Raw genomic sequence first — 19,349 nt, 5'->3', positions numbered from 1 at the left:
CTGTTATTACACTGATTTCATTATTACAGAGTGAACACGCCACACCTGTTTAACAACCTAATCCTTTGACTGCGAGAGACCACTTATGACCTTATTTAGCTCTATTCGAGTCGGCCAATATAACCTCACCAACCGAGTTGCCATGGCCCCAATGACCCGCTGCCGGACCGATCAGCCGGGCAACATTCCGAATGAGATGATGGCCGAATACTATGCCCAACGTGCCAGTGCCGGGCTCATCATCAGTGAGGCCACCCAAATTTCAGAACAAGGTCAGGGTTACAGTTTCACGCCCGGCATTCATAACCAGGAGCAAATTGAAGGCTGGAAGAAAGTAACCCGCGCAGTGCATCAAAAACACGGAAAAATCTTTCTCCAACTGTGGCATGTTGGCCGCATGTCTCACAGCAGTTTTCATCAAGGCGGATCGCCGGTTGCGCCATCGGCCATCAACCCAGAAGCCCAAGTGTGGGTAGCCGACCATCACGGTCAAGGGAGCATGGTAGACTGCCCCACACCTCGTGCATTAGCCACCGCTGAAATCCACGCCATCATCAACGATTATCGACAAGCCGCCATCAATGCCATCGAAGCAGGTTTTGATGGTGTCGAAATACATGCAGCCAACGGCTATCTGATTGACCAGTTCTTGCGTACCACTTCAAACATTCGCAAGGATAAATTTGGCGGAAGCCGTGAGAACCGAGTGCGCTTTCTGTTGGAAATCAGTCAGGCCGTCTCTGAGGCCATCGGGCCAGATCGCGTTGGTGTACGTCTTGCGCCCTACATTACCGCTCGGGGTATGAGTTGCCCGGACATCATTCCAACTATTCTGCATGCCGCACAAGAACTCAACAAACTTGATATCGCCTACCTACACCTTGCAGAAGCCGACTGGGATGACGCACCCACCGTACCAGTGGAATTCCGAGTGCAATTACGCAGCACCTTCAACGGCGCCATTATAGTGGCTGGTGGTTATGGCTCAGAGAAAGCCAGAGACATACTACATCGTAACTACGCCGACATTATCGCCTTTGGTCGACCCTTCATCGCGAACCCGGATTTTCCGGCCCGGCTTCAACATCAATGGCCCTTAAGCGAGTTCACCCCCGAACACTTATTTGGCGGCTCGAAGGAAGGCTACACCACCTACCCAAATTACCAATCAGCAGCCAACTAAGTAAACAAACTTAACAAACATTACAGCAAACAAACTGAGACATTAAGATGACACACACCATGCGCGCCATTGGCTACCAACAAGCACATGCCTTATCCGACACGAATTCAAGCAACGACACGAATTCAAGCAAGAATACAGACAAGCACCCAGCCCCGCTTACTGACATAGAGCTACCTATGCCAGAAGTATCCGGTCAGGATCTTCTGGTGGAAGTAAAAGCCATTTCAGTTAACCCCGTGGACACAAAAATCCGCGCCAACGTCTCTGCCGATGCCAACGACTGGAAAGTACTGGGATGGGATGCCAGCGGCATTGTTAAAGCAGTCGGGCCAGACGTTACCCTCTTTCAACCGGGCGACAGAGTCTGGTACGCCGGCGATCTCACCCGTTCCGGAAGTAACGCAGAATATCAGCTGGTTGACGAACGCATCGTAGGACGTATGCCAAACAATGCCAGCTTTACTGAAGCAGCCGCATTGCCTTTAACCGCCATTACTGCCTGGGAATTGCTGTTTGACCGACTTGCTGTAGACACATCGAATCATCCAGACAAAGCGAGTCATACCGAAAATGCACCTGACACCCTATTAGTCATAGGTGCTGCCGGTGGCGTAGGTTCCATTCTGATCCAACTGGCACGCCAGCTAACGTCGTTAACTATCATCGCCACCGCGTCACGAGACGAAAGTAAGCAGTGGTTACATCAGCTAGGCGCTCATCATGTGATTGACCACCGACAATCGCTGAGTGAACAATTGACCGGGTTAGGTATTCCTGAGGTCTCCTCTGTGGCCAGCCTCACGCATACCGAGCAGCATCTGGATGAAATCATCAAGGTTCTAAAACCTCAGGGAAAACTGGCACTGATTGATGACCCTCAATCTCTCGATATCAGAGCACTAAAGAGTAAGAGCCTGTCTTTGCATTGGGAATTTATGTTTACCCGTTCCATGTACCAAACAGGAGACATGGTGGCGCAACATCATCTACTCAACAAGGTTGCAGAACTGATGGAAGAAGAACGTATCCAATCTACCGTTCGATCAAATTTTGGAAGCATTAATGCAGACAATCTGATCAAGGCCCATGAGCTGATCGAAACATCTAAGAGTATCGGTAAGATCGTTTTAGAAGGATTTAACTAGAGCAACTGACAAAAAGACTGGCTCCGAGGCCAGTCTTTAACTTGTTTTACGGCCACCTTGTGGACGAATAAAGGAGAGCACACCAGCATCTTCCAGCGCCAATTCAATGGTACTGTGGATCACCTCAGGACTGTCAGCAATCATCACCCGTGCGAGCAACTCCTGAGACCACGAGTAACTGATGTTTCTCACCACGTATTTTACCTTGGGTAAACTAGCCGAGTTCATACTCAGGATGTCATAACCCATTGCTAACAAAATCGGCGCCGCAATGGGGTCACCCGCTAACTCACCACAAATACTGACCTGAACGCTTTCCATGTGGGCATCATCAGCAATTTTTTTCAATGCCTGTAACACCGCAGGGTGATATGAATGATACAAATCGGCAACACGAGCGTTGTTACGATCCACCGCCAAAATGTATTGCGTCAAATCGTTACTGCCCACCGAAATAAAATCAACCATTTGCGCCAGTTCCCGAGTCTGATAAACCGCTGCAGGAACTTCAATCATCACTCCAACTTCCGGCATCACTACATGGAAGCCTTCTTCACAAACTTCATAATACGCTCGGTGAATCAGCCGCATGGCTTCTTCGACTTCACCTGTCCCGGTAATCATGGGCAGCATGATTCGTAAATTGTTCAGCCCTTCAGAGGCTTTCATCATCGCCCGCACCTGAACCAAAAAGATTTCAGGATGATCAAGGGTGATTCGAATGCCGCGCCAGCCCAGGAACGGGTTATCTTCCTTGATAGGGAAGTAACTCAGCTCTTTATCACCACCTATGTCCAAGGTACGCATGGTCACAGGACTGGGAGCAAATGCCTTCAATTGCTCCCGATAAGTTTGCATTTGTTCTTTTTCAGTGGGGAAGCGATCCTTAATCATAAAAGGTACTTCGGTGCGGTAGAGTCCCACACCTTCAGCCCCACGATCGAGAGATCGGAACACATCCGCCATCAACCCGGTATTCACCCAAAGCTTGATGCGATGATTGTCTTTGGTTTCACACGGAAGGTTTTTAAGCGTATCCAGTTCACGGACCAGCTCTTTTTCTTCTTCCACAATTTCCCGGAAGTTTTCCAACAGCTGATCAGAAAACAAGGTAAAGACTTTACCGCGATAACCATCGATGATGATCTGTTTCCCGTCCAGACGAGAATAAGGTAACCCCTGAACCCCCATAATGGTCGGGATACCCATCGCCCGTGCCAAAATTGCCACATGCGAGTTACTGGAACCTTCCACCGACACAATGCCTTGCAACTTACCTTTCGGCACCTCTGCCAACATGGTGGGGGTGATTTCTTCACCTACAAGAATCGCATCATCCGGATATTCAATCGGTGCCGTCTTCGCAGACTGCATGTATTCTAGCAAGCGGATACCCATATCACGAATATCAGTGGCACGCTCACGCAAATACGGATCATCCATCACACTGAAATGCTGTTCGTATTGACGAATCACTTGGGACAGAGCACCCTGAGCCCATTCTCCACCAGCGATCAGTGATCGTACCTCGGCTCCCAACGCCTCATCATCCAGCATGTTCAGGTACACGTCGAACAAGGCTTGCTCTTCCGGTCGCAACTGATCGGCCAGTTTATCGCCAGCCATCCGAATGTCTCGTCGCACCGCTTCCAGTGCTTCGCGGAACAGCGTTTGTTCCGCCTCTATATTATTCGCAGGTTTACTCGGTACCTGATCTAAATCCGCCGAACGGATCATCACCACCGCATGACCGATCGCAATTCCGGGTGCACCAGAGACACCTTTGAATTGCTGGTCTTTTTTAAGTTTGGACTTGCTGTCGCGCTTATTAAATTCGGTAATTTTACCCGTTGCTTCGGCGTGAACAATCACGCCCGCTAACTGAGCAGACATAGTCACCAGAAAGGCTTCTTCACCTTCATCGAAGCGACGACGCTCTCTCTGCTGAACGACCAAAACGCCGAGCACTCGACGATGGTGGATGATAGGAACGCCAAGGAAAGAGTGAAATTGCTCTTCACCCGTTTCAGGGAAATATTGATAATTTGGATGCTCAGGCGCATCGTCCAGGTTAATCGGTTCTTCACGAACACCAACTAAGCCGACCAGCCCTTGCGCGGAACTCAATCGAACACGGCCGATGGAAGATTTTTTTAAGCCCTCAGTCGCCATTAACACATACTCATGCGTGTCTGGCTCCCACAAATACACGGAGCATACTTGAGTACTCATGGCTTCACGTACACGGCGCACAATAATGTCCAGGGCGGTTTGTAAATCCCCTGCACTATTAACTTCCTGTACAATGCCTCTAAGGGTTTTAAGCATTCGTTCCTAATCTCAAAAAATAGATAGGCAATTAAGTAAAGCTGAATCAAAGAGTTTTGCTAGGGAGCCAAACGAATCTTGGGCGCCAACTCTTTTAACGCTTTGCGATACACCTCTCGTTTAAACGCAACCACTTGATCTAACGGATACCAGTAACTTACCCACTGCCATCCATCAAATTCAGGATCACCGGAATGGCCCAGATTAACGGATCCATCATCACTGATCATTCGTAACAAAAACCACTTTTGTTTTTGTCCAATGCATACCGGCTGACTGTTATACCGTACCATACGTTTGGGTAAACGATAACGTAACCAACCCCGCGTGCATGCCAGCACCTCAACATCGTGTTCTCTTAGCCCGACTTCTTCTTGAAGCTCTCGGTATAGAGCTTCTTCAATTGTTTCATCATGCTTGATTCCACCCTGCGGAAACTGCCAAGCATCCTGACCAATTCGCCTGGCCCAGAGTACCTGGCCATGATCATTCGACAGAATGATCCCTACATTTGGCCGGAAACCGTCCGAATCAATCACAAAATTAACCCATTTAAAGTCTAGCTCAATATATTCAACTGCTGGCTGATTGGATTTGGACCGAATAGACAGACAGATGAACCCACAATTCCCCTAAAATACCGTATCTACAAACTAGCCACAACCTGAATTCGGGAAGTTGTGACCGATTTTCAGGCGGAATAAATGATAAAAGAACGGCCGAAGGGAACCATTCAGAAGAAGAAATAACCAATAAATGACGTGTCACGAATTTGCAGCAGGCTTGGTGTTTAATGCAAAATACCTACACTTTGAGAAATTCTCTCCTGGCCGTACTTTAATCAGTCGACTCAAGACGCATTCCTCAAGAATCGTAGGCAAACATATCTATCCGAAAAACCTTTGCAATCTGTTTGGGAGTAACTGTGGCTTTAGCAATATTTGATTTGGATAACACTCTTATTCATGGTGACAGTGATCACGCCTGGGGAGAGTTTCTTGTAGAACACAATTTGGTCGACGGCGAGCTGTATCGCTCCAAAAATGACGACTTCTACCGCCAATATGTAGACGGCACACTGGATATTCACGAATACCTGGAGTTCAGCCTGTCCGTACTTACCCAATACAGTTTCGACGAAATCACTCAGTGGCGCGAGCGCTTCTATGATCAGGTTTTCACTAAGATGATGCAGCCAAAAGCAGCAGAATTACTGAAGAGCCATCGTGACAAGGGTGACTATTTACTGATAATTACCGCTACAAACCTGTTTGTGACCGAACCTGCAAAAGATCTGTTGAATGTTGATGACATCATCGCACCTACACCTGAATTGATTGATAATCAATACACAGGCAAAGTCACTGGCACACCAAGTTTCCAACATGGTAAAGTCATACGACTTAAAGAGTGGTTGCAGGAGAATGAGTATTCACTCGAAGACAGCTTCTTCTACAGTGATTCTCATAACGACCTCCCTCTACTAGAATTAGTGGATAATCCCGTGATTGTCGACGGTGATCATCATTTATTAAAAGCAGCGGAACAACGTGGCTGGCCGAGCATCAGCCTTAGAGATAAATAATAACAATGAGAACTCTCTTTTTACTTCTAGCATTTTTATCAGGCATTATTCTGAGTGGTTGCTCTGAAAAATCAGCAACTCAGTCCACTGATACACAGAGCACTGAACCAACACCTGCAGAACAAGAAGAGAGTTCCCCTCAACAAGAAGCGCTCAATGAGATTGCCGAAGACAGTTTCCGTCAAACAACAGAACTGCTTCATTTAGGACACCAACTCCACATTGCAACCTCAGAGCTGCTGCACACCCCCACTGATGCCAACCTAAAGAAAGCACAAACAGCCTACTTAGCGTTACTTAATCAATGGGTGATCTCCCTGCCCTACATCAATATGACGGCTTTAACATCCAGTGGTGCGCCATTGATGAACCGTCTGGAAAAACTACCTATTCTGCCTGGCTATTTAGATCAAATCCCTGACTATCCGTTCAGCGGACTGGTCCATGACATTATGCTGCCAATTGAGCATGAATCCTTATCCTTACTTCATACTCTGGATAACGATGAACAAGTGATTTTTGGATTGTCGGCGATCGAGTTTTTGCTGTTTGATCACTACAGTCCGGATCATTATAAAAAACTGGTACCAATGACAACGCTATCAGATGAAGAAGCTCAGGAAGGCATACTCATTGAACAACTGCCAAACAACCGAAGACGAGCACTCTTGCTGGTACAAGCGAATCAGCTGGTTGAGGATTTATCATCACTACACAAACGCTGGCACCCAACAAACGGAGACGATGCGAAGCGATTTGCCTCACTTACGGGCAACAATCTTAAATTGACGTTGACGAAGACCTATCAAAAACAGACAACCCTATTACTGGATGCCCTGAACAGCATTCAGGAAAAACCGTTAATCCTCGGCCGCGCCCACTTTGCAAGGGAAGAGCGTGCACTATTGGATTCCGGGATTGTGAGCATTAAGCAACTGCACGAATCCGTCAAACCCGTTTGGGAACTCTATCCACAAACCGAGAAAGATGAGTTTGATGCGGTGTTGAACTCGCTGCTGGATTTGCATCAGCAATACCAAGCTGACCCAAGTAACAGTCTTTTATTGGAACTGACCAGCAATCGATGCAATCAACTGCTGGAAATTTCTAATGAGCTGAGCTTTTCTCCGCCTGAAGAGTAAGACGCTACAGGCCGAGATAAGGACTTATGTTTACCAGCTTTTCAAAGAACGCACGAACAAGCACTTAATGTATTCGGTCTCAGTGATGGCCGGATGAATTGGGTGATCCAACGCTTGATGCCCCTGCTCCACAATCTGAACATTTCGGTCCACCTGACGTGCGCTGTTTTGAACAATTTTAACCAAACTGTCGCGATTCAAATGCATCGAACAAGACGCAGTGACCAGAGTACCGTCCATTTCAACCAAACGAAGCGCCAATTGATTCAACTTTTGGTAAGCCTTTTCACCGACTTTGATATCTTTTCGGCGGGCAATCAACGCTGGAGGATCAAGCACAACCACATCAAACTTTTCTTTTTGATCGGCTAGTGCCTTCAAGCCGACAAACGCATCTGCCTGAATGGTGGACACACGATCTTCAACGCCATTGGCAATGGCATTTCGAGCGACACAATCCAAGGCAAACTCAGAACTATCGAGACACACAACATCCGATGCGCCAAAGGCTGCGGCCTGAATTCCCCAACCACCAATATAACTAAAGACGTCCAAGACACGCTTACCTTCCACATAGGAAGCCAATCTAGCTCGACTGTCCCTGTGATCAAAGAACCAACCGGTTTTCTGACCTGCTAATACCGGTGCATAGAAAGTCACGCCATTTTCGACAAACGGAGCGAAGCCGTCTTCTAGTTCACCTTTAACAACATCCACATATTCATCCAGACCTTCCACAGCCCGCATTTTACCGTCGTTCTTCAAAACGATGGTCTGAGGGTCTAATAAGTGATCCAGAATCTCGATAATCTCTTGCTTCAGCCCTTCCATCGCCGGGTTCGAAATCTGAATTACCACGGTATCGGCAAATCGATCCACGACTAAACCAGGCAGACCATCACTGTCACCAAAACACAAACGATAGCTGTGGTCGTCATAGTGTTGTTCCCGAAGCGCCAAGGCGCTTTCCAGGCGACGTTTCAGTAATTTACGGTTTAGTGTCTGCTTGTCTGATCGGGAAATAATCCGGGCACAAATCAACGAGTTCGGACTCACGATAGCAACCCCTAAACTCCGCCCATCGGCCGCATACACAACAGCCTGTTCGCCGGCATCAAACCCTTTCAACGGGGTACTTTTAGTATCGATTTCATTACTATAAATCCACATATGACCCGCTCGTATACGAGCGTCAGCACGAGGATTCAGCTTTAAACTGGCTAGTTGCATGTTTGGCTCTCCCAAAATTTGGCGCCCATTATGCTCCAAATCAAAATAAGAATCAGAAAAGTTTTACATATGGACAACAGTCGGGTACAAAAATATTTACTATAATATCAGTGATTTATTTGGCCGGAGCAGATATGTCGAGCAGGGAACTTTCTGAGACCCAGATTCAAAACGTGTTGCAAGGAATTCGTATTCCGCCACAACCGCAAATCATGGTCGATCTACAGATGGAGCAGGCGATGCCTGATCCTGATATTGCACGTATTGCTCAACTCATCAGCAAAGACGTGGGCCTCTCTGGTACCATCTTAAAACTGGTTAACTCGCCGTTTTTCGGACTCAGTAATAAAATCACGTCAGTTGAACAGGCCGTTAATCTGCTCAGCTACAGCTCCGTCATTAATATAGTAAACGGGCTCACTATTCGCAGTGAAATGACGGACGAAGACATTGTTGCTCTGAATCGATTCTGGGATTCCGCCAACGATATATCCATGGTCGCTGCAACCATCGCGAAAGAAATCGGCCATAAGAATCATGACGAAGCGTACTTGTTAGGGTTATTCCATAATTGCGGTATTCCGTTAATGATGAAACGGTTTGGTGTTGAGGAATATTCCAAAACCATGAGTGAAGCTTACGGTTCAGATCAGATTCGCATCATTGATTTAGAAAACGAGCGTTACAACACCAATCATGCCGTGGTTGGCTATTACACAGCCAAAGCCTGGAATATGCCAATGCACTTGTGCTCAGCCATCGCCGAGCATCACAACCTCAACCAACTGTTTGATGATAAATACAGTGCCGACAGTGAGAAAAAGAATCTGATCGCGATTCTAAAAATCGCCGATCATATCTGCGCCAGTTGTCAGGTACTCGGTGGTCAAAACACCGATTACGAGTGGCGCCGTTACGGAGAAAGCATCTTAGAATATGTAGGTTTGGGCACCTATGACATTGAAGACATGGCCGCCCGATTCAGAGAAATGGGGATTTCCGTCGGTGACTCCTTTATCGACTAATGATCGTAATTCGTCGAACACAGGTCACAAGGTTCTTCAATAATTTCCGACGGTTCTTCATCCACCAAGCGACGGTTAACGGCGATTCTCTCATCCGCCAACCAACGCATGTGCGTTTGTTGGCCACAATGTCGACAAAACAACAGTTTTAAACCGTTTTTTTCCAGCTGATAGACGCTCAATTCCTGAGCGCCATCCACTAACGCAAAGCGCTTTTTGTCCACAAAGTACAACTGCTGGCCGTATCGAATACACGCTTCGTCACGACAAACCACCCTGACCTCAGGGTCATCCTCCAACGAAACCTGAATCTTTACTTCACCACAATGGCAATGCCCCTGCTTCACGGACATAATTTCTCCTTAACCAACAAACCACATAGCCTGCTTTGTCAAAGCCGTCATTACAATGTAACCAAACACAATAATAGCAGCGAAAAAACAAACACGTTGTTGAGTCAGCGTCTTACCAAACTTTAATGCCATCATCCCCAATCCGATGTACAACACCAGTGCAACCAGCTTTGCCAACAACCAAGGAATTTCAAACGGATTCCATTGATAAACCACCAATAAACCAATGGCGGCAGACAGCAATAAGGTATCGTTTACATGAGGAAGAATCTTCCACAGTTTATGATCCAATGACTTATTCAAGAACAGTTTAAGTACACCTCGTAGACTAAAGCCAACGATAGACAGAAGAGCAAAGAGCATGTGTGCATGCTTCAACCACATGGGATTTCCTTATAAAACAGTCAGTTCAACAGTAATGTCGGTTAAGAGTGTATGAGTCTAGGACTAAACGAGTAAGCCCAAGACTATAAGCCATAAAAAAACCGGACTGCAATAGCCCGGTTTCTTTAAGCATGAACGAGATCAAGATTAGAAGCGTTATGATGCCTTCCAAGCCAAATCTAATTCACGAGCCGCTTTCACATCATCCAAACGCTTCACCGGTTGTGTATACGGTGCACCACGAACCATTTCAGGGTTCGCTTCCGCTTCTTTCAGAATGCTGGCCATAGCTGCGATGTATTCATCCATCGCTTCTTTTGACTCGGTCTCCGTCGGTTCAATTAAGTGACACTCAGGAACCAAAAGCGGGAAGTATGTGGTCGGTGCGTGTTGGTTGTAATCCAGCAAACGCTTGGCAACATCCATCGCGTTCACACCTAACTCCTTGGTTTGCTTACTCAAGGTGATGATGAACTCGTGCGTTGCACGACGATCAGGATACGCCAACTGGAAGCCTTCTTTCTCAAGACGCTTCGCCATGTAGTTAGCATTCAAGGTCGCGTACTCACCGACACGGTGCATACCTTCTTTACCTAGTAAAATGGCATAGACATAGGCACGAACCAAGATACCTGCGTTACCCATGAAGGCAGACAGGTTACCGATGGTTTGAGGAATATCTTTGTCCGTCAACCAACGGTATTCAGGCGCGTCGTCACTGCCTTCTTTACCGACTATCGGTGTTGGCAAGAACGGCAATAAACGATCATTCACAGCAACAGGACCAGCACCCGGACCACCGCCACCGTGCGGTGTTGCAAAAGTTTTATGCAGGTTCATGTGCATCACATCGAAGCCCATGTCACCTGGTTTCACCTTACCAAGAATTGCATTCAGGTTGGCTCCATCGTAATACAACAGGCCACCCGCTTCGTGAATTACCTTAGCGATTTCTTCAATCTGACGCTCAAACACACCACAAGTGGATGGGTTTGTCATCATGATGCCGGCAGTCTGAGGACCAACCAGCGTCTTCAATGCTTCTACGTCAACATCACCATTGCTGTTTACAGGCACTTCACGCACCTTGTAACCACACATAACTGCAGTGGCCGGGTTAGTACCGTGCGCTGCAGAAGGCACCAAAATTTCAGTACGTGCATCATCGTTACGCGACTGGTGATACGCACGAATCATCGCTACACCAGCGAACTCACCTTGAGCACCGGCCATCGGCGTCAAAGACACACCTTTCATGCCCGTCACATCTTTCAGAATTTCCTGAAGTTCGTACATGCAGCCCAAGAAACCTTGCGAATGGCTCTCCGGCGCTAATGGGTGACGGTTCAAAATTCCCGGTAGTGTTGCTGCTGCCAAGGCACCGCGAGGGTTGTACTTCATCGTACAAGAACCTAACGGATAGAACTGGGTATCAATGGAAAAGTTCTTACGAGATAGGTTTGTGTAGTGACGAATCGCCTGAAGCTCAGACACTTCAGGAAGACCTGGCTTGTCAGTACGCACTAGATCCGAAGGCAAGCCTGATAAATCAGCAGCTTGGCTAGGCACCTGAGCAGTCGCTTTACGACCCGAACGACTCTGTTCAAAAATCAACATAGTTATAGACTCCGCAGGTTAACCTTGAATTTCTTTGAGAACATCAATCAACGCTGATTGATACAATGCAAGATCGGCATCCGACTTGGTCTCCGTTACACACACCAACATGGCATTTTCTAACGAAGCATCAACTCGACCCAAATCAAAACCACCTAGAATTTCGCGTTCTGCCAACTTCTCAAGCACCAAAGAAGCCTTCGCTGGTAGCTTGATCACACATTCATGGAAACTGTGACCGCTATACTGACGCTCTACGCCATCGATCGAGCACAACAACTCAACCAACGCCTGAGTATTCTTATAACTTTGACCAGCAACATTGGCCAAACCATCCGGTCCAACCAAGCTCATGTAGATAGTTGAAGCGGTTACAGCCAACCCTTGGTTAGTACAGATGTTAGACGTCGCTTTCGAACGACGGATGTGCTGCTCACGGGCCTGTAGCGTCAAGGCATAGCCTGGCTTGCCGTCTAAGTCCACAGTACGACCAATCAAACGACCTGGCATTTGACGAACAATGGCATTCGTACAACACATAAAGCCATAGTAAGGACCACCTGACGCCATAGGTACGCCTAGAGGCTGACCATCACCAACAGCGATGTCTGCACCATTCTCACCCCAGTTGCCCGGCGCTTCTAATACCGCCATTGCCATCGGGTTTACCAAGGCAATCGCCAACGCTTTCTGCTGATGCGCCCAGTCAGTCAAGGCATTTACGTCTTCCAACTGACCAAAGAAGTTCGGCTGAGCAATCACAACCGCAGTAATGTCCTGACCTTCGAAAGCACTTAGCGCATCGAGACCGGTCGTCCCCTGCGCGTCAGACCAAGGTACTTCAACCAACTCAATGTTTTGAGATTCAACAATGGACGCCAGTGCAGAGCGATACATCGGATGAACCGCACCCGGTACCAGAATCTTACGGCTTTTAGATTTGCGATTCGCTCGAACAGCCATCAATACCGCTTCCGCCAAGCCTGATGCACCATCGTACAAAGAAGCATTGGAGACATCCATCGCCATCAGCGATGCCATCATCGACTGGTATTCATAGATCAATTGCAGTGTGCCCTGACTCGCTTCCGCCTGATACGGAGTGTACGCGGTCATAAACTCACCACGAGTGGCTACGTCCCACACAGCAGCCGGGATATGATGCTCATAAGCACCTGCTCCGATAAAACACAGCGCGCCTTCATCCTGAGCAGCTCTTTCTCGCATCCTGCGCATCATTTCCATTTCGCTCAATGCATCCGGTACTTTTTTTAGTTCACCGGCACGAAGTTGAGCAGGAATTTCATCAAACAGATCTTCAATGGATGAAACTCCGATCGTTTCCAACATTTCCTGAACGTCTAGTTCAGTGTGAGGAATGAATGGCATGAGAAACCTCAAATAATTGAAACTCGTTATGCGACAGCCCAAAACCTAACTAACCAGTCAAGAGATCGCAAATCTAAAAACACAAAACGGGGCAATTGCCCCGTTTTGTTGATATGTCTAACTTAATCGTCTGCTTCGCACTTCTCGCGATAAGCGTCCGCATCAAGTAGTTGCTCAAGCTCTTCTTCGTTAGAAGGCTTGATTTTAAAGAACCAACCATCGTGATAAGGGTCAGCGTTTACTGTCTCAGGCGCATCTTCAAGCAACTCGTTCACTTCGACGATAGTGCCTGAAATAGGCATATAAATGTCGGAAGCTGCTTTTACCGATTCCACCACACCGGCTTCCTCACCGATCTCCAACTCAGCATCCACCTCTGGATGCTCTACGTAAACCACATCACCAAGAAGCGATTGTGCGTGATCTGTAATCCCTACGGTTACAGTGCCATCGCCTTCCAGACGAATCCACTCGTGGGTATCTACGTATTTTAAATCAGCTGGGATTTGACTCATCTTAAGCGTCCTCAGGTCAATTTTTATTCAAAAACTTTCTTTCCATTACGTACGAATGGCGGTCTGACCACTCGCACTTTAAGTAATTTCTTACGTACTTCAACGACCGCTGTATCGCCCGTTGCAGCCGGAACACGCGCTAATGCAATCGCGTGGCCCAAGGTTGGTGAAAAGGTGCCACTGGTGGTTTCCCCTTCGCCAACGCCATCAACTATTACTTTCTGATGCCCACGCAGGACACCTTTATCTTCCAATACCAAACCAACGAGTTTCTGTGCCGGGCCGTCCGCTTTCTCTTGTTCTAGCGCTGCTCGTCCAACAAAGTCACGCTCTGCAGGCTCCCACGCAACCGTCCAAGCCATGTTGGAGATCAATGGAGATGTCGTTTCATCCATATCCGAGCCGTACAGATTCATGCCGGCTTCTAAACGCAATGTATCGCGCGCACCTAAACCACACGGTTTTACACCGGCATCCGCCAATGCCTGCCAGAAAGCGGCAACATCAGCTTCTGGCACCATAATTTCTAGACCATCTTCGCCAGTATAACCAGTTCTTGCGATGAAGATATCTCCCGCTGGCAAACCTTGGAAAACTTTTAGCCCTTTCGTAACCTGTTGCTGTTCTTCGGTCATCATCGTCAAGGCTTTTTCAATCGCCTTAGGGCCTTGTACAGCCACCATCGCCAACGTCGGTTGTTCAGTTAACGTAACATCAAACCCTTGCGTTTGTGTGTCCATCCAGGCCAAATCTTTTTCGCGGGTGGCGCAGTTTACAACGACTCGGTACCATCCTTCCATGTTATAAACGATCAGATCATCAATAACCTTACCGTTTTCATTCAACATGCCGCTGTATAGTGCCTTGCCTTTTTCTTTTAAACGATCAACGTCGTTCGCAAGTAATTTCTGAAGATATCCTTTGGAATCAGCGCCTGTAACATCTACAACCGTCATATGCGACACATCAAACATACCCGCATCCTGACGAACCACATTGTGCTCTTCAATTTGTGATCCGTAATGAATTGGCATGTCCCAGCCACCAAAATCCACCATTTTGGCGTTCATATCCACATGAGACTGGTATAAAGCGGTTCTGTTTCCCATGGTTCCCCCGGAAAAGTTAAAGGTTATTTAGCCCTGTAAACACAAGGTTAATGACGACGGCTCTTAGACATTAATACAATCACCGGAGCCAGCCCTACGATCACCAACGTTAACGCGGGAAGCGCCGCTCGCTCCCACTCGCCTTCAGAGGTCATCTCATAAATTCTTACGGCCAACGTATCCCAACCAAATGGACGCATCAAAAGTGTAGCAGGCATTTCTTTCATCACATCCACTAACACCAAGAGCGCGGCGACCAAAAGCCCTGGTCGCAACATAGGCACATACACCCGCCACAACACCTGACGTTGTGAAGCACCTAATGATTGCGCGGCTTCATGAATGGTCACGCGTACCGCCTGTAGGTGCGAATTCACTGGCCCATAAGCTACGGCCAGGAAACGGACGGTGTATGATACCAGCAAAGCGAAGACACTGCCTAAAAACAATTGACCGATATTGATTCCAAATACCTGATTCACAAAACTGATCAGATTATTATCCACCCAACTGAACCACACCATCAGCCCTACAGCCAGTACGGTACCCGGCAAGGCATAACCAAGGGTTGAGAATCGGGCAATCTGATCCAGCTTGGAATTCTTTTCCACTCGCTGAGCAAAAGCCATCACCATGGCCGCAACCACAGTAATCAAGGCGGCGGTGATTCCAAGGCTCAGGGTATTCCACATCAACTGGATAAAACGAGCATCTAAATCCGCCAGTTGCGTTTCAACCACCCACCAGACTAACTGACTGACCGGCAATACAAACGCCAAGCCAAGAACCAGAGTACAGAACATCGTTGCTAACAACGCTTGCCCACCCGACAAGGTATATAGCTGCTGTTTCTGTTGACGTTCGTGCTGCTCAAAACGAGCTCGCCCACGGGCGCGCTGCTCCATCCACAAACAAGCGATCACAAACACCAACAGTAGAGACGCCAACTGTGCCGCCGCATAAATATTAAACAGGCCATACCACGACTTATAAATTGCGGTTGTGAAGGTATCGAAATTAAAAACAGACACTGCACCGAAATCAGCCAGAGTTTCCATGATCGCCAAGGCCATACCAGCTGCAACAGCGGGTCTCGCCATCGGTAGCATTACTCGCCAAAAGGCCTGAAAGCTGTTACACCCCAAACTGCGTGCTGCATCCATCTGGCCTCGCCCCTGATTCATAAAAGCAGTTCGGGCAAGCATATAAACGTAGGGATAAAAAGCCAGGATGAACACTGTGATCACTCCCGCCAGATTACGAACGGGCAGATCAAATTCGGCAGAAATATGGGATCGAATCCAGGTTTGAATAGGGCCACTGTAATCCAGTAACCCCAAAAAGCAGAACGCCATGACATACGCGGGAACTGAAAATGGCAACATCAAAGCCCAATCAAACAGCTTACGTCCGGGGAACTGACACATCGCCGTCAGCCAAGCCAACGACACGCCCAGCACTAATACCCCAAACGCCACACCGAGCGTTAATAACAAGGTATTGAGCACCAGTTCAGACAGTACTGTGTCTAACAAATGTGACCAGTCATCTGGTTGAGGATTTAACCAAGAAAGGAAAATAACCGCCACTGGCATAAAAACGCTGAGGGCAATAGCCAACACCATTAGCCACCAACGCTTTTGAATAACCCAGTTCACCACTGAATTATCAACAATTCTTTGAAACGAAAACGCCCGACCAGTGGTTAACTGTTCGGGCGTTTTTGAGGATGAATGATCCACAGACACTATCGCCTTACTGAGAAAGACGCCTATTTTATCTGTAATTCACACGATCCATCAATTTTACTGCAGCAGGTTGTAGTCGACCGGCTTCAGAAACATTCAAAGAATCACGTTTAAAGTCACCCCAAGCCTTCACTTCTTCGCTTGCAGACACCTTAACATTCACTGGGTATTCCTGATTTAGCTGAGCAAATTGCTGCTGAGCTTCGTCAGACGACAACCACTCCAACAATGCAGTAGCTTCAGCAGGATGCTTCGCGTGTTTAGTCACACCCGCACCTGAAATATTGATGTGAACACCACGATCTTCCTGGTTAGGCCAGAAAATAGCTAGGTTAGCATCAGGCGTTTTCTTCTGAAGACGACCATAGTAGTAAGTGTTCACTACCGTTGCATCACACTGACCTGCTTGAACAGCGTTCATTGCTTTGGTGTCGTTAGAGAAAACGTCCGTAGCCAGGTTGTTTACCCAACCGGCAACCACTTGCTCAGCTTTCTCTTCGCCCAGGTTGCTGATCATGCTGGCAACCAACGATTGGTTGTACACTTTTTTAGAGGTACGAAGACACAAACGACCTTTCCAGTTTTCATCAGCCAACCCTTCGTAGGTGCTAAGTTCGCCTTCTTTCACACGATCTTTTGCATACACGATCGTACGAGCACGGATAGACAAACCGAACCACTGGTTTTTATCGTCCTGAAGGTTTGCTGGTACATTAGTTTCCAGAGTTTGAGAGTCAACGGAGCGTAGTACACCGTCTTCAGCCGCTTTCCAAAGGTTACCCGCATCCACAGTAATCAACATATCAGCCGGCGTATTCTCACCTTCGCTTTTCAAACGACTCAATAGAGGTGAAGCTTTATCCGTGATGTACTGAATCTGAACACCGGTTTTTTCGGTATAAAGATCAAACAATGGCTTGATTAAATGTTCTTTACGCGCTGAATAAACCGTCAAAGTTACAGGCTCTGCTGGCTTAGTGACTTCTGTAGAAGCTGCATTCTCAGGGGCTTCTTGCTTACTACAACCTACGGCCAAAGTTGCCAACGCAACTGCTGAAATTAATTTACGCATTGTTTCCTCCAATTCAAGAATGCAAATAATAATGATTTCTATTATGCAGCGCAATTAAACTTAGACTTTGATACAGATCATAAGAAGACTAGTAAATATTTCTGACTATGCAGAAATTTCAGAAAGATATTTCAACAGAGGTCATTGATCAGCCACAAACACAGGCCAACCAGAGACTAATCACGAACTAATCACGCACTAATTTAGAGAAATCAGGCTATAGCGGCTGAACACTGTCAGGCAGATCGCCTTCCAAGCCCATCGCACGCATAATAATCGGCCGTTTGATTAACGGGTGCTGATTCAACATCGACATACCAAAGTTCCGTAGGAAACGAACCGGCGGAGCAGACTCTGAAAATAACTGTTTAAAGCCTTCCATCACCGACATCATCGATAAGTTGTGTCCCATACGACGACGTTGATATCGTCGTAAAATAGGCTCTGCGCCAATCTCCAGGCCATTCGTATGTGCAGCCAATAATTCTTCGGCTAAGACTGCTACATCTAATAGCCCCAGATTCACGCCTTGGCCGGCCAAGGGATGAATGGTATGCGCTGCGTCGCCAACCAAGGCAATGCGATCTTTGACATACTGAACCGCATGTCGTTGTTTCAACGGAATGGAAAACCGACGATCCACAGACATCACTTGCCCCAATCGGTTCTCAATGGCTTGAGTAATGGTTTGGCAAAACGCCTCATCCGACAGAGCCATCAACGCCTCGGCACGTTCAGGCTCTTGAGACCAGACGATAGAACAATAGTGCTGTCCATTAACGCTGGGTAACGGCAGAAACGCCAATGGTCCTTCCTGCATAAACGCCTGACGCGCAACACCACCATGAGACTGAGCAGTCTGAACCGTTGTCACAATAGCCGTATGATTGTAACTCCACTCCCGAACATTAAAGGCCGCCATGTGACGAATCGCCGACAAGGCACCGTCCGCCGCAACAACAACCTTACCTGAAATCACGCGACCATCGTCCAACCCTAACAAACGTACCGGCGCTTGTGTTTCATGATCTTCGGTCATTGGCCCGAGCTGAGATACGGCTGTATTTTCCAATACCTCGATCGAAGGCTCTTCACCAATCCGATGCCGCAATGCCGATACCAATAACCGATTTTCAACAATTGAGCCCAAATGGTCGACGTTCGCTTCTTCGGCGGTAAACTCAATATTACCCGTCCCTTCAGAATCCCACACCGACATGGATTGATAAGGACAATGACGCAAAGACATTACCAACGGCCAAACATCGATTCGCTTAAAAAGATTTTCTGACGCGTGAGTGAGAGCCACCACACGAGGGTCAAACTGAGCATCTTCCGGCGAAAGCTGAATTAATGCGGTATCAAACGAACCGGCTTCAATGAGACCAATGGATAAAGGAGAACCGCCGTGCGAGTGCTGACCTTGACACAGCAACAACGCCAGTGTTGCCCCGACCAAGCCACCACCAACGATGACCACATCAAACTTCTGCTCAACCACGTCCATAGTTTCCGTTCCGT

General features: G+C 47.6%; 17 protein-coding genes. 5 read left to right on the top strand and 12 right to left on the bottom strand.

Annotation, left to right across the window (positions count from 1 at the left end; translation table 11 throughout):
- Positions 1 to 85 precede the first annotated feature (85 nt).
- Positions 86 to 1,183 carry an alkene reductase gene (locus tag QQL66_RS18310; RefSeq protein ID WP_284383416.1) on the top strand — a complete coding sequence of 366 codons (1,098 nt, stop codon included), beginning with the start codon at positions 86 to 88 and terminating at the stop codon, positions 1,181 to 1,183.
- Between the two features lie 59 nt (positions 1,184 to 1,242).
- Positions 1,243 to 2,331, top strand: a complete 1,089-nt coding sequence (locus QQL66_RS18305) for a zinc-binding alcohol dehydrogenase family protein (protein WP_284383478.1) — start codon at positions 1,243 to 1,245, stop codon at positions 2,329 to 2,331.
- A gap of 36 nt (positions 2,332 to 2,367) precedes the next feature.
- On the opposite strand, the gene ptsP is transcribed toward QQL66_RS18305, so the two are convergent.
- Positions 2,368 to 4,659, bottom strand: a complete 2,292-nt coding sequence (gene ptsP, locus QQL66_RS18300; RefSeq protein ID WP_284383415.1) for a phosphoenolpyruvate--protein phosphotransferase — start codon at positions 4,657 to 4,659, stop codon at positions 2,368 to 2,370.
- A gap of 59 nt (positions 4,660 to 4,718) precedes the next feature.
- Positions 4,719 to 5,198 carry an RNA pyrophosphohydrolase gene (locus tag QQL66_RS18295; protein WP_284383413.1) on the bottom strand — a complete coding sequence of 160 codons (480 nt, stop codon included), beginning with the start codon at positions 5,196 to 5,198 and terminating at the stop codon, positions 4,719 to 4,721.
- Between the two features lie 386 nt (positions 5,199 to 5,584).
- Here QQL66_RS18295 and QQL66_RS18290 point away from each other — a divergent pair, with 386 nt between their 5' ends.
- Both QQL66_RS18290 and QQL66_RS18285 read left to right on the top strand, forming a co-directional pair.
- A complete protein-coding gene (locus QQL66_RS18290; RefSeq protein WP_284383412.1) occupies positions 5,585 to 6,244 on the top strand; it encodes a histidinol-phosphatase in 660 nt (219 codons plus the stop codon).
- Positions 6,245 to 6,249: 5 nt separating this feature from the next.
- On the top strand, positions 6,250 to 7,386 hold the full coding sequence (locus QQL66_RS18285; RefSeq protein ID WP_284383411.1) for an imelysin family protein: 1,137 nt from the start codon (positions 6,250 to 6,252) through the stop codon (positions 7,384 to 7,386).
- A 30-nt stretch (positions 7,387 to 7,416) separates the two neighbouring features.
- On the opposite strand, the gene QQL66_RS18280 is transcribed toward QQL66_RS18285, so the two are convergent.
- Complete coding sequence (locus QQL66_RS18280; protein ID WP_284383409.1) at positions 7,417 to 8,616, bottom strand: class I SAM-dependent rRNA methyltransferase; 1,200 nt, start codon at positions 8,614 to 8,616, stop codon at positions 7,417 to 7,419.
- 134 nt (positions 8,617 to 8,750) lie between these two features.
- On the opposite strand from QQL66_RS18280, the gene QQL66_RS18275 reads away from it, so the two are divergent.
- On the top strand, positions 8,751 to 9,641 hold the full coding sequence (locus tag QQL66_RS18275) for an HDOD domain-containing protein (protein ID WP_284383406.1): 891 nt from the start codon (positions 8,751 to 8,753) through the stop codon (positions 9,639 to 9,641).
- Here QQL66_RS18275 and QQL66_RS18270 read toward each other — a convergent pair.
- The 9 genes from QQL66_RS18270 to QQL66_RS18230 all read right to left on the bottom strand — a co-directional run bounded on the left by QQL66_RS18270 (position 9,638) and on the right by QQL66_RS18230 (position 19,335).
- Positions 9,638 to 9,994, bottom strand: a complete 357-nt coding sequence (locus QQL66_RS18270; protein ID WP_284383405.1) for a GFA family protein — start codon at positions 9,992 to 9,994, stop codon at positions 9,638 to 9,640. The two genes, QQL66_RS18275 and QQL66_RS18270, sit on opposite strands and share 4 nt — an antisense overlap.
- Before the next feature lie 9 nt (positions 9,995 to 10,003).
- On the bottom strand, positions 10,004 to 10,378 hold the full coding sequence (locus tag QQL66_RS18265; RefSeq protein ID WP_284383403.1) for a SirB2 family protein: 375 nt from the start codon (positions 10,376 to 10,378) through the stop codon (positions 10,004 to 10,006).
- A 156-nt stretch (positions 10,379 to 10,534) separates the two neighbouring features.
- A complete protein-coding gene (gene gcvPB, locus QQL66_RS18260; protein WP_284383402.1) occupies positions 10,535 to 11,995 on the bottom strand; it encodes an aminomethyl-transferring glycine dehydrogenase subunit GcvPB in 1,461 nt (486 codons plus the stop codon).
- Positions 11,996 to 12,013: 18 nt separating this feature from the next.
- On the bottom strand, positions 12,014 to 13,384 hold the full coding sequence (gene gcvPA / locus QQL66_RS18255; protein ID WP_284383400.1) for an aminomethyl-transferring glycine dehydrogenase subunit GcvPA: 1,371 nt from the start codon (positions 13,382 to 13,384) through the stop codon (positions 12,014 to 12,016).
- Positions 13,385 to 13,506: 122 nt separating this feature from the next.
- The gene (gene gcvH, locus QQL66_RS18250; protein WP_284383399.1) at positions 13,507 to 13,899 is read right to left on the bottom strand and encodes a glycine cleavage system protein GcvH; all 393 of its coding nucleotides are present in this window, start codon (positions 13,897 to 13,899) and stop codon (positions 13,507 to 13,509) included.
- Between the two features lie 23 nt (positions 13,900 to 13,922).
- Complete coding sequence (gcvT, locus tag QQL66_RS18245; protein ID WP_284383397.1) at positions 13,923 to 15,008, bottom strand: glycine cleavage system aminomethyltransferase GcvT; 1,086 nt, start codon at positions 15,006 to 15,008, stop codon at positions 13,923 to 13,925.
- Positions 15,009 to 15,055: 47 nt separating this feature from the next.
- Positions 15,056 to 16,750 (bottom strand): ABC transporter permease, encoded by a 1,695-nt coding sequence (locus QQL66_RS18240; protein ID WP_284383395.1) that lies wholly within the window; start codon positions 16,748 to 16,750, stop codon positions 15,056 to 15,058.
- A gap of 34 nt (positions 16,751 to 16,784) precedes the next feature.
- A complete protein-coding gene (locus QQL66_RS18235; protein WP_284383393.1) occupies positions 16,785 to 17,828 on the bottom strand; it encodes an extracellular solute-binding protein in 1,044 nt (347 codons plus the stop codon).
- Between the two features lie 217 nt (positions 17,829 to 18,045).
- The gene (locus QQL66_RS18230) at positions 18,046 to 19,335 is read right to left on the bottom strand and encodes a UbiH/UbiF/VisC/COQ6 family ubiquinone biosynthesis hydroxylase (protein WP_284383392.1); all 1,290 of its coding nucleotides are present in this window, start codon (positions 19,333 to 19,335) and stop codon (positions 18,046 to 18,048) included.
- Positions 19,336 to 19,349: the final 14 nt, after the last annotated feature.

Source organism: Litoribrevibacter albus, assembly GCF_030159995.1.
Lineage (GTDB): Bacteria > Pseudomonadota > Gammaproteobacteria > Pseudomonadales > Litoribrevibacteraceae > Litoribrevibacter > Litoribrevibacter albus.
The sequence above is the reverse complement of the archived record's forward strand: the minus strand, read 5'-3'. Positions and strand labels throughout refer to the sequence as shown.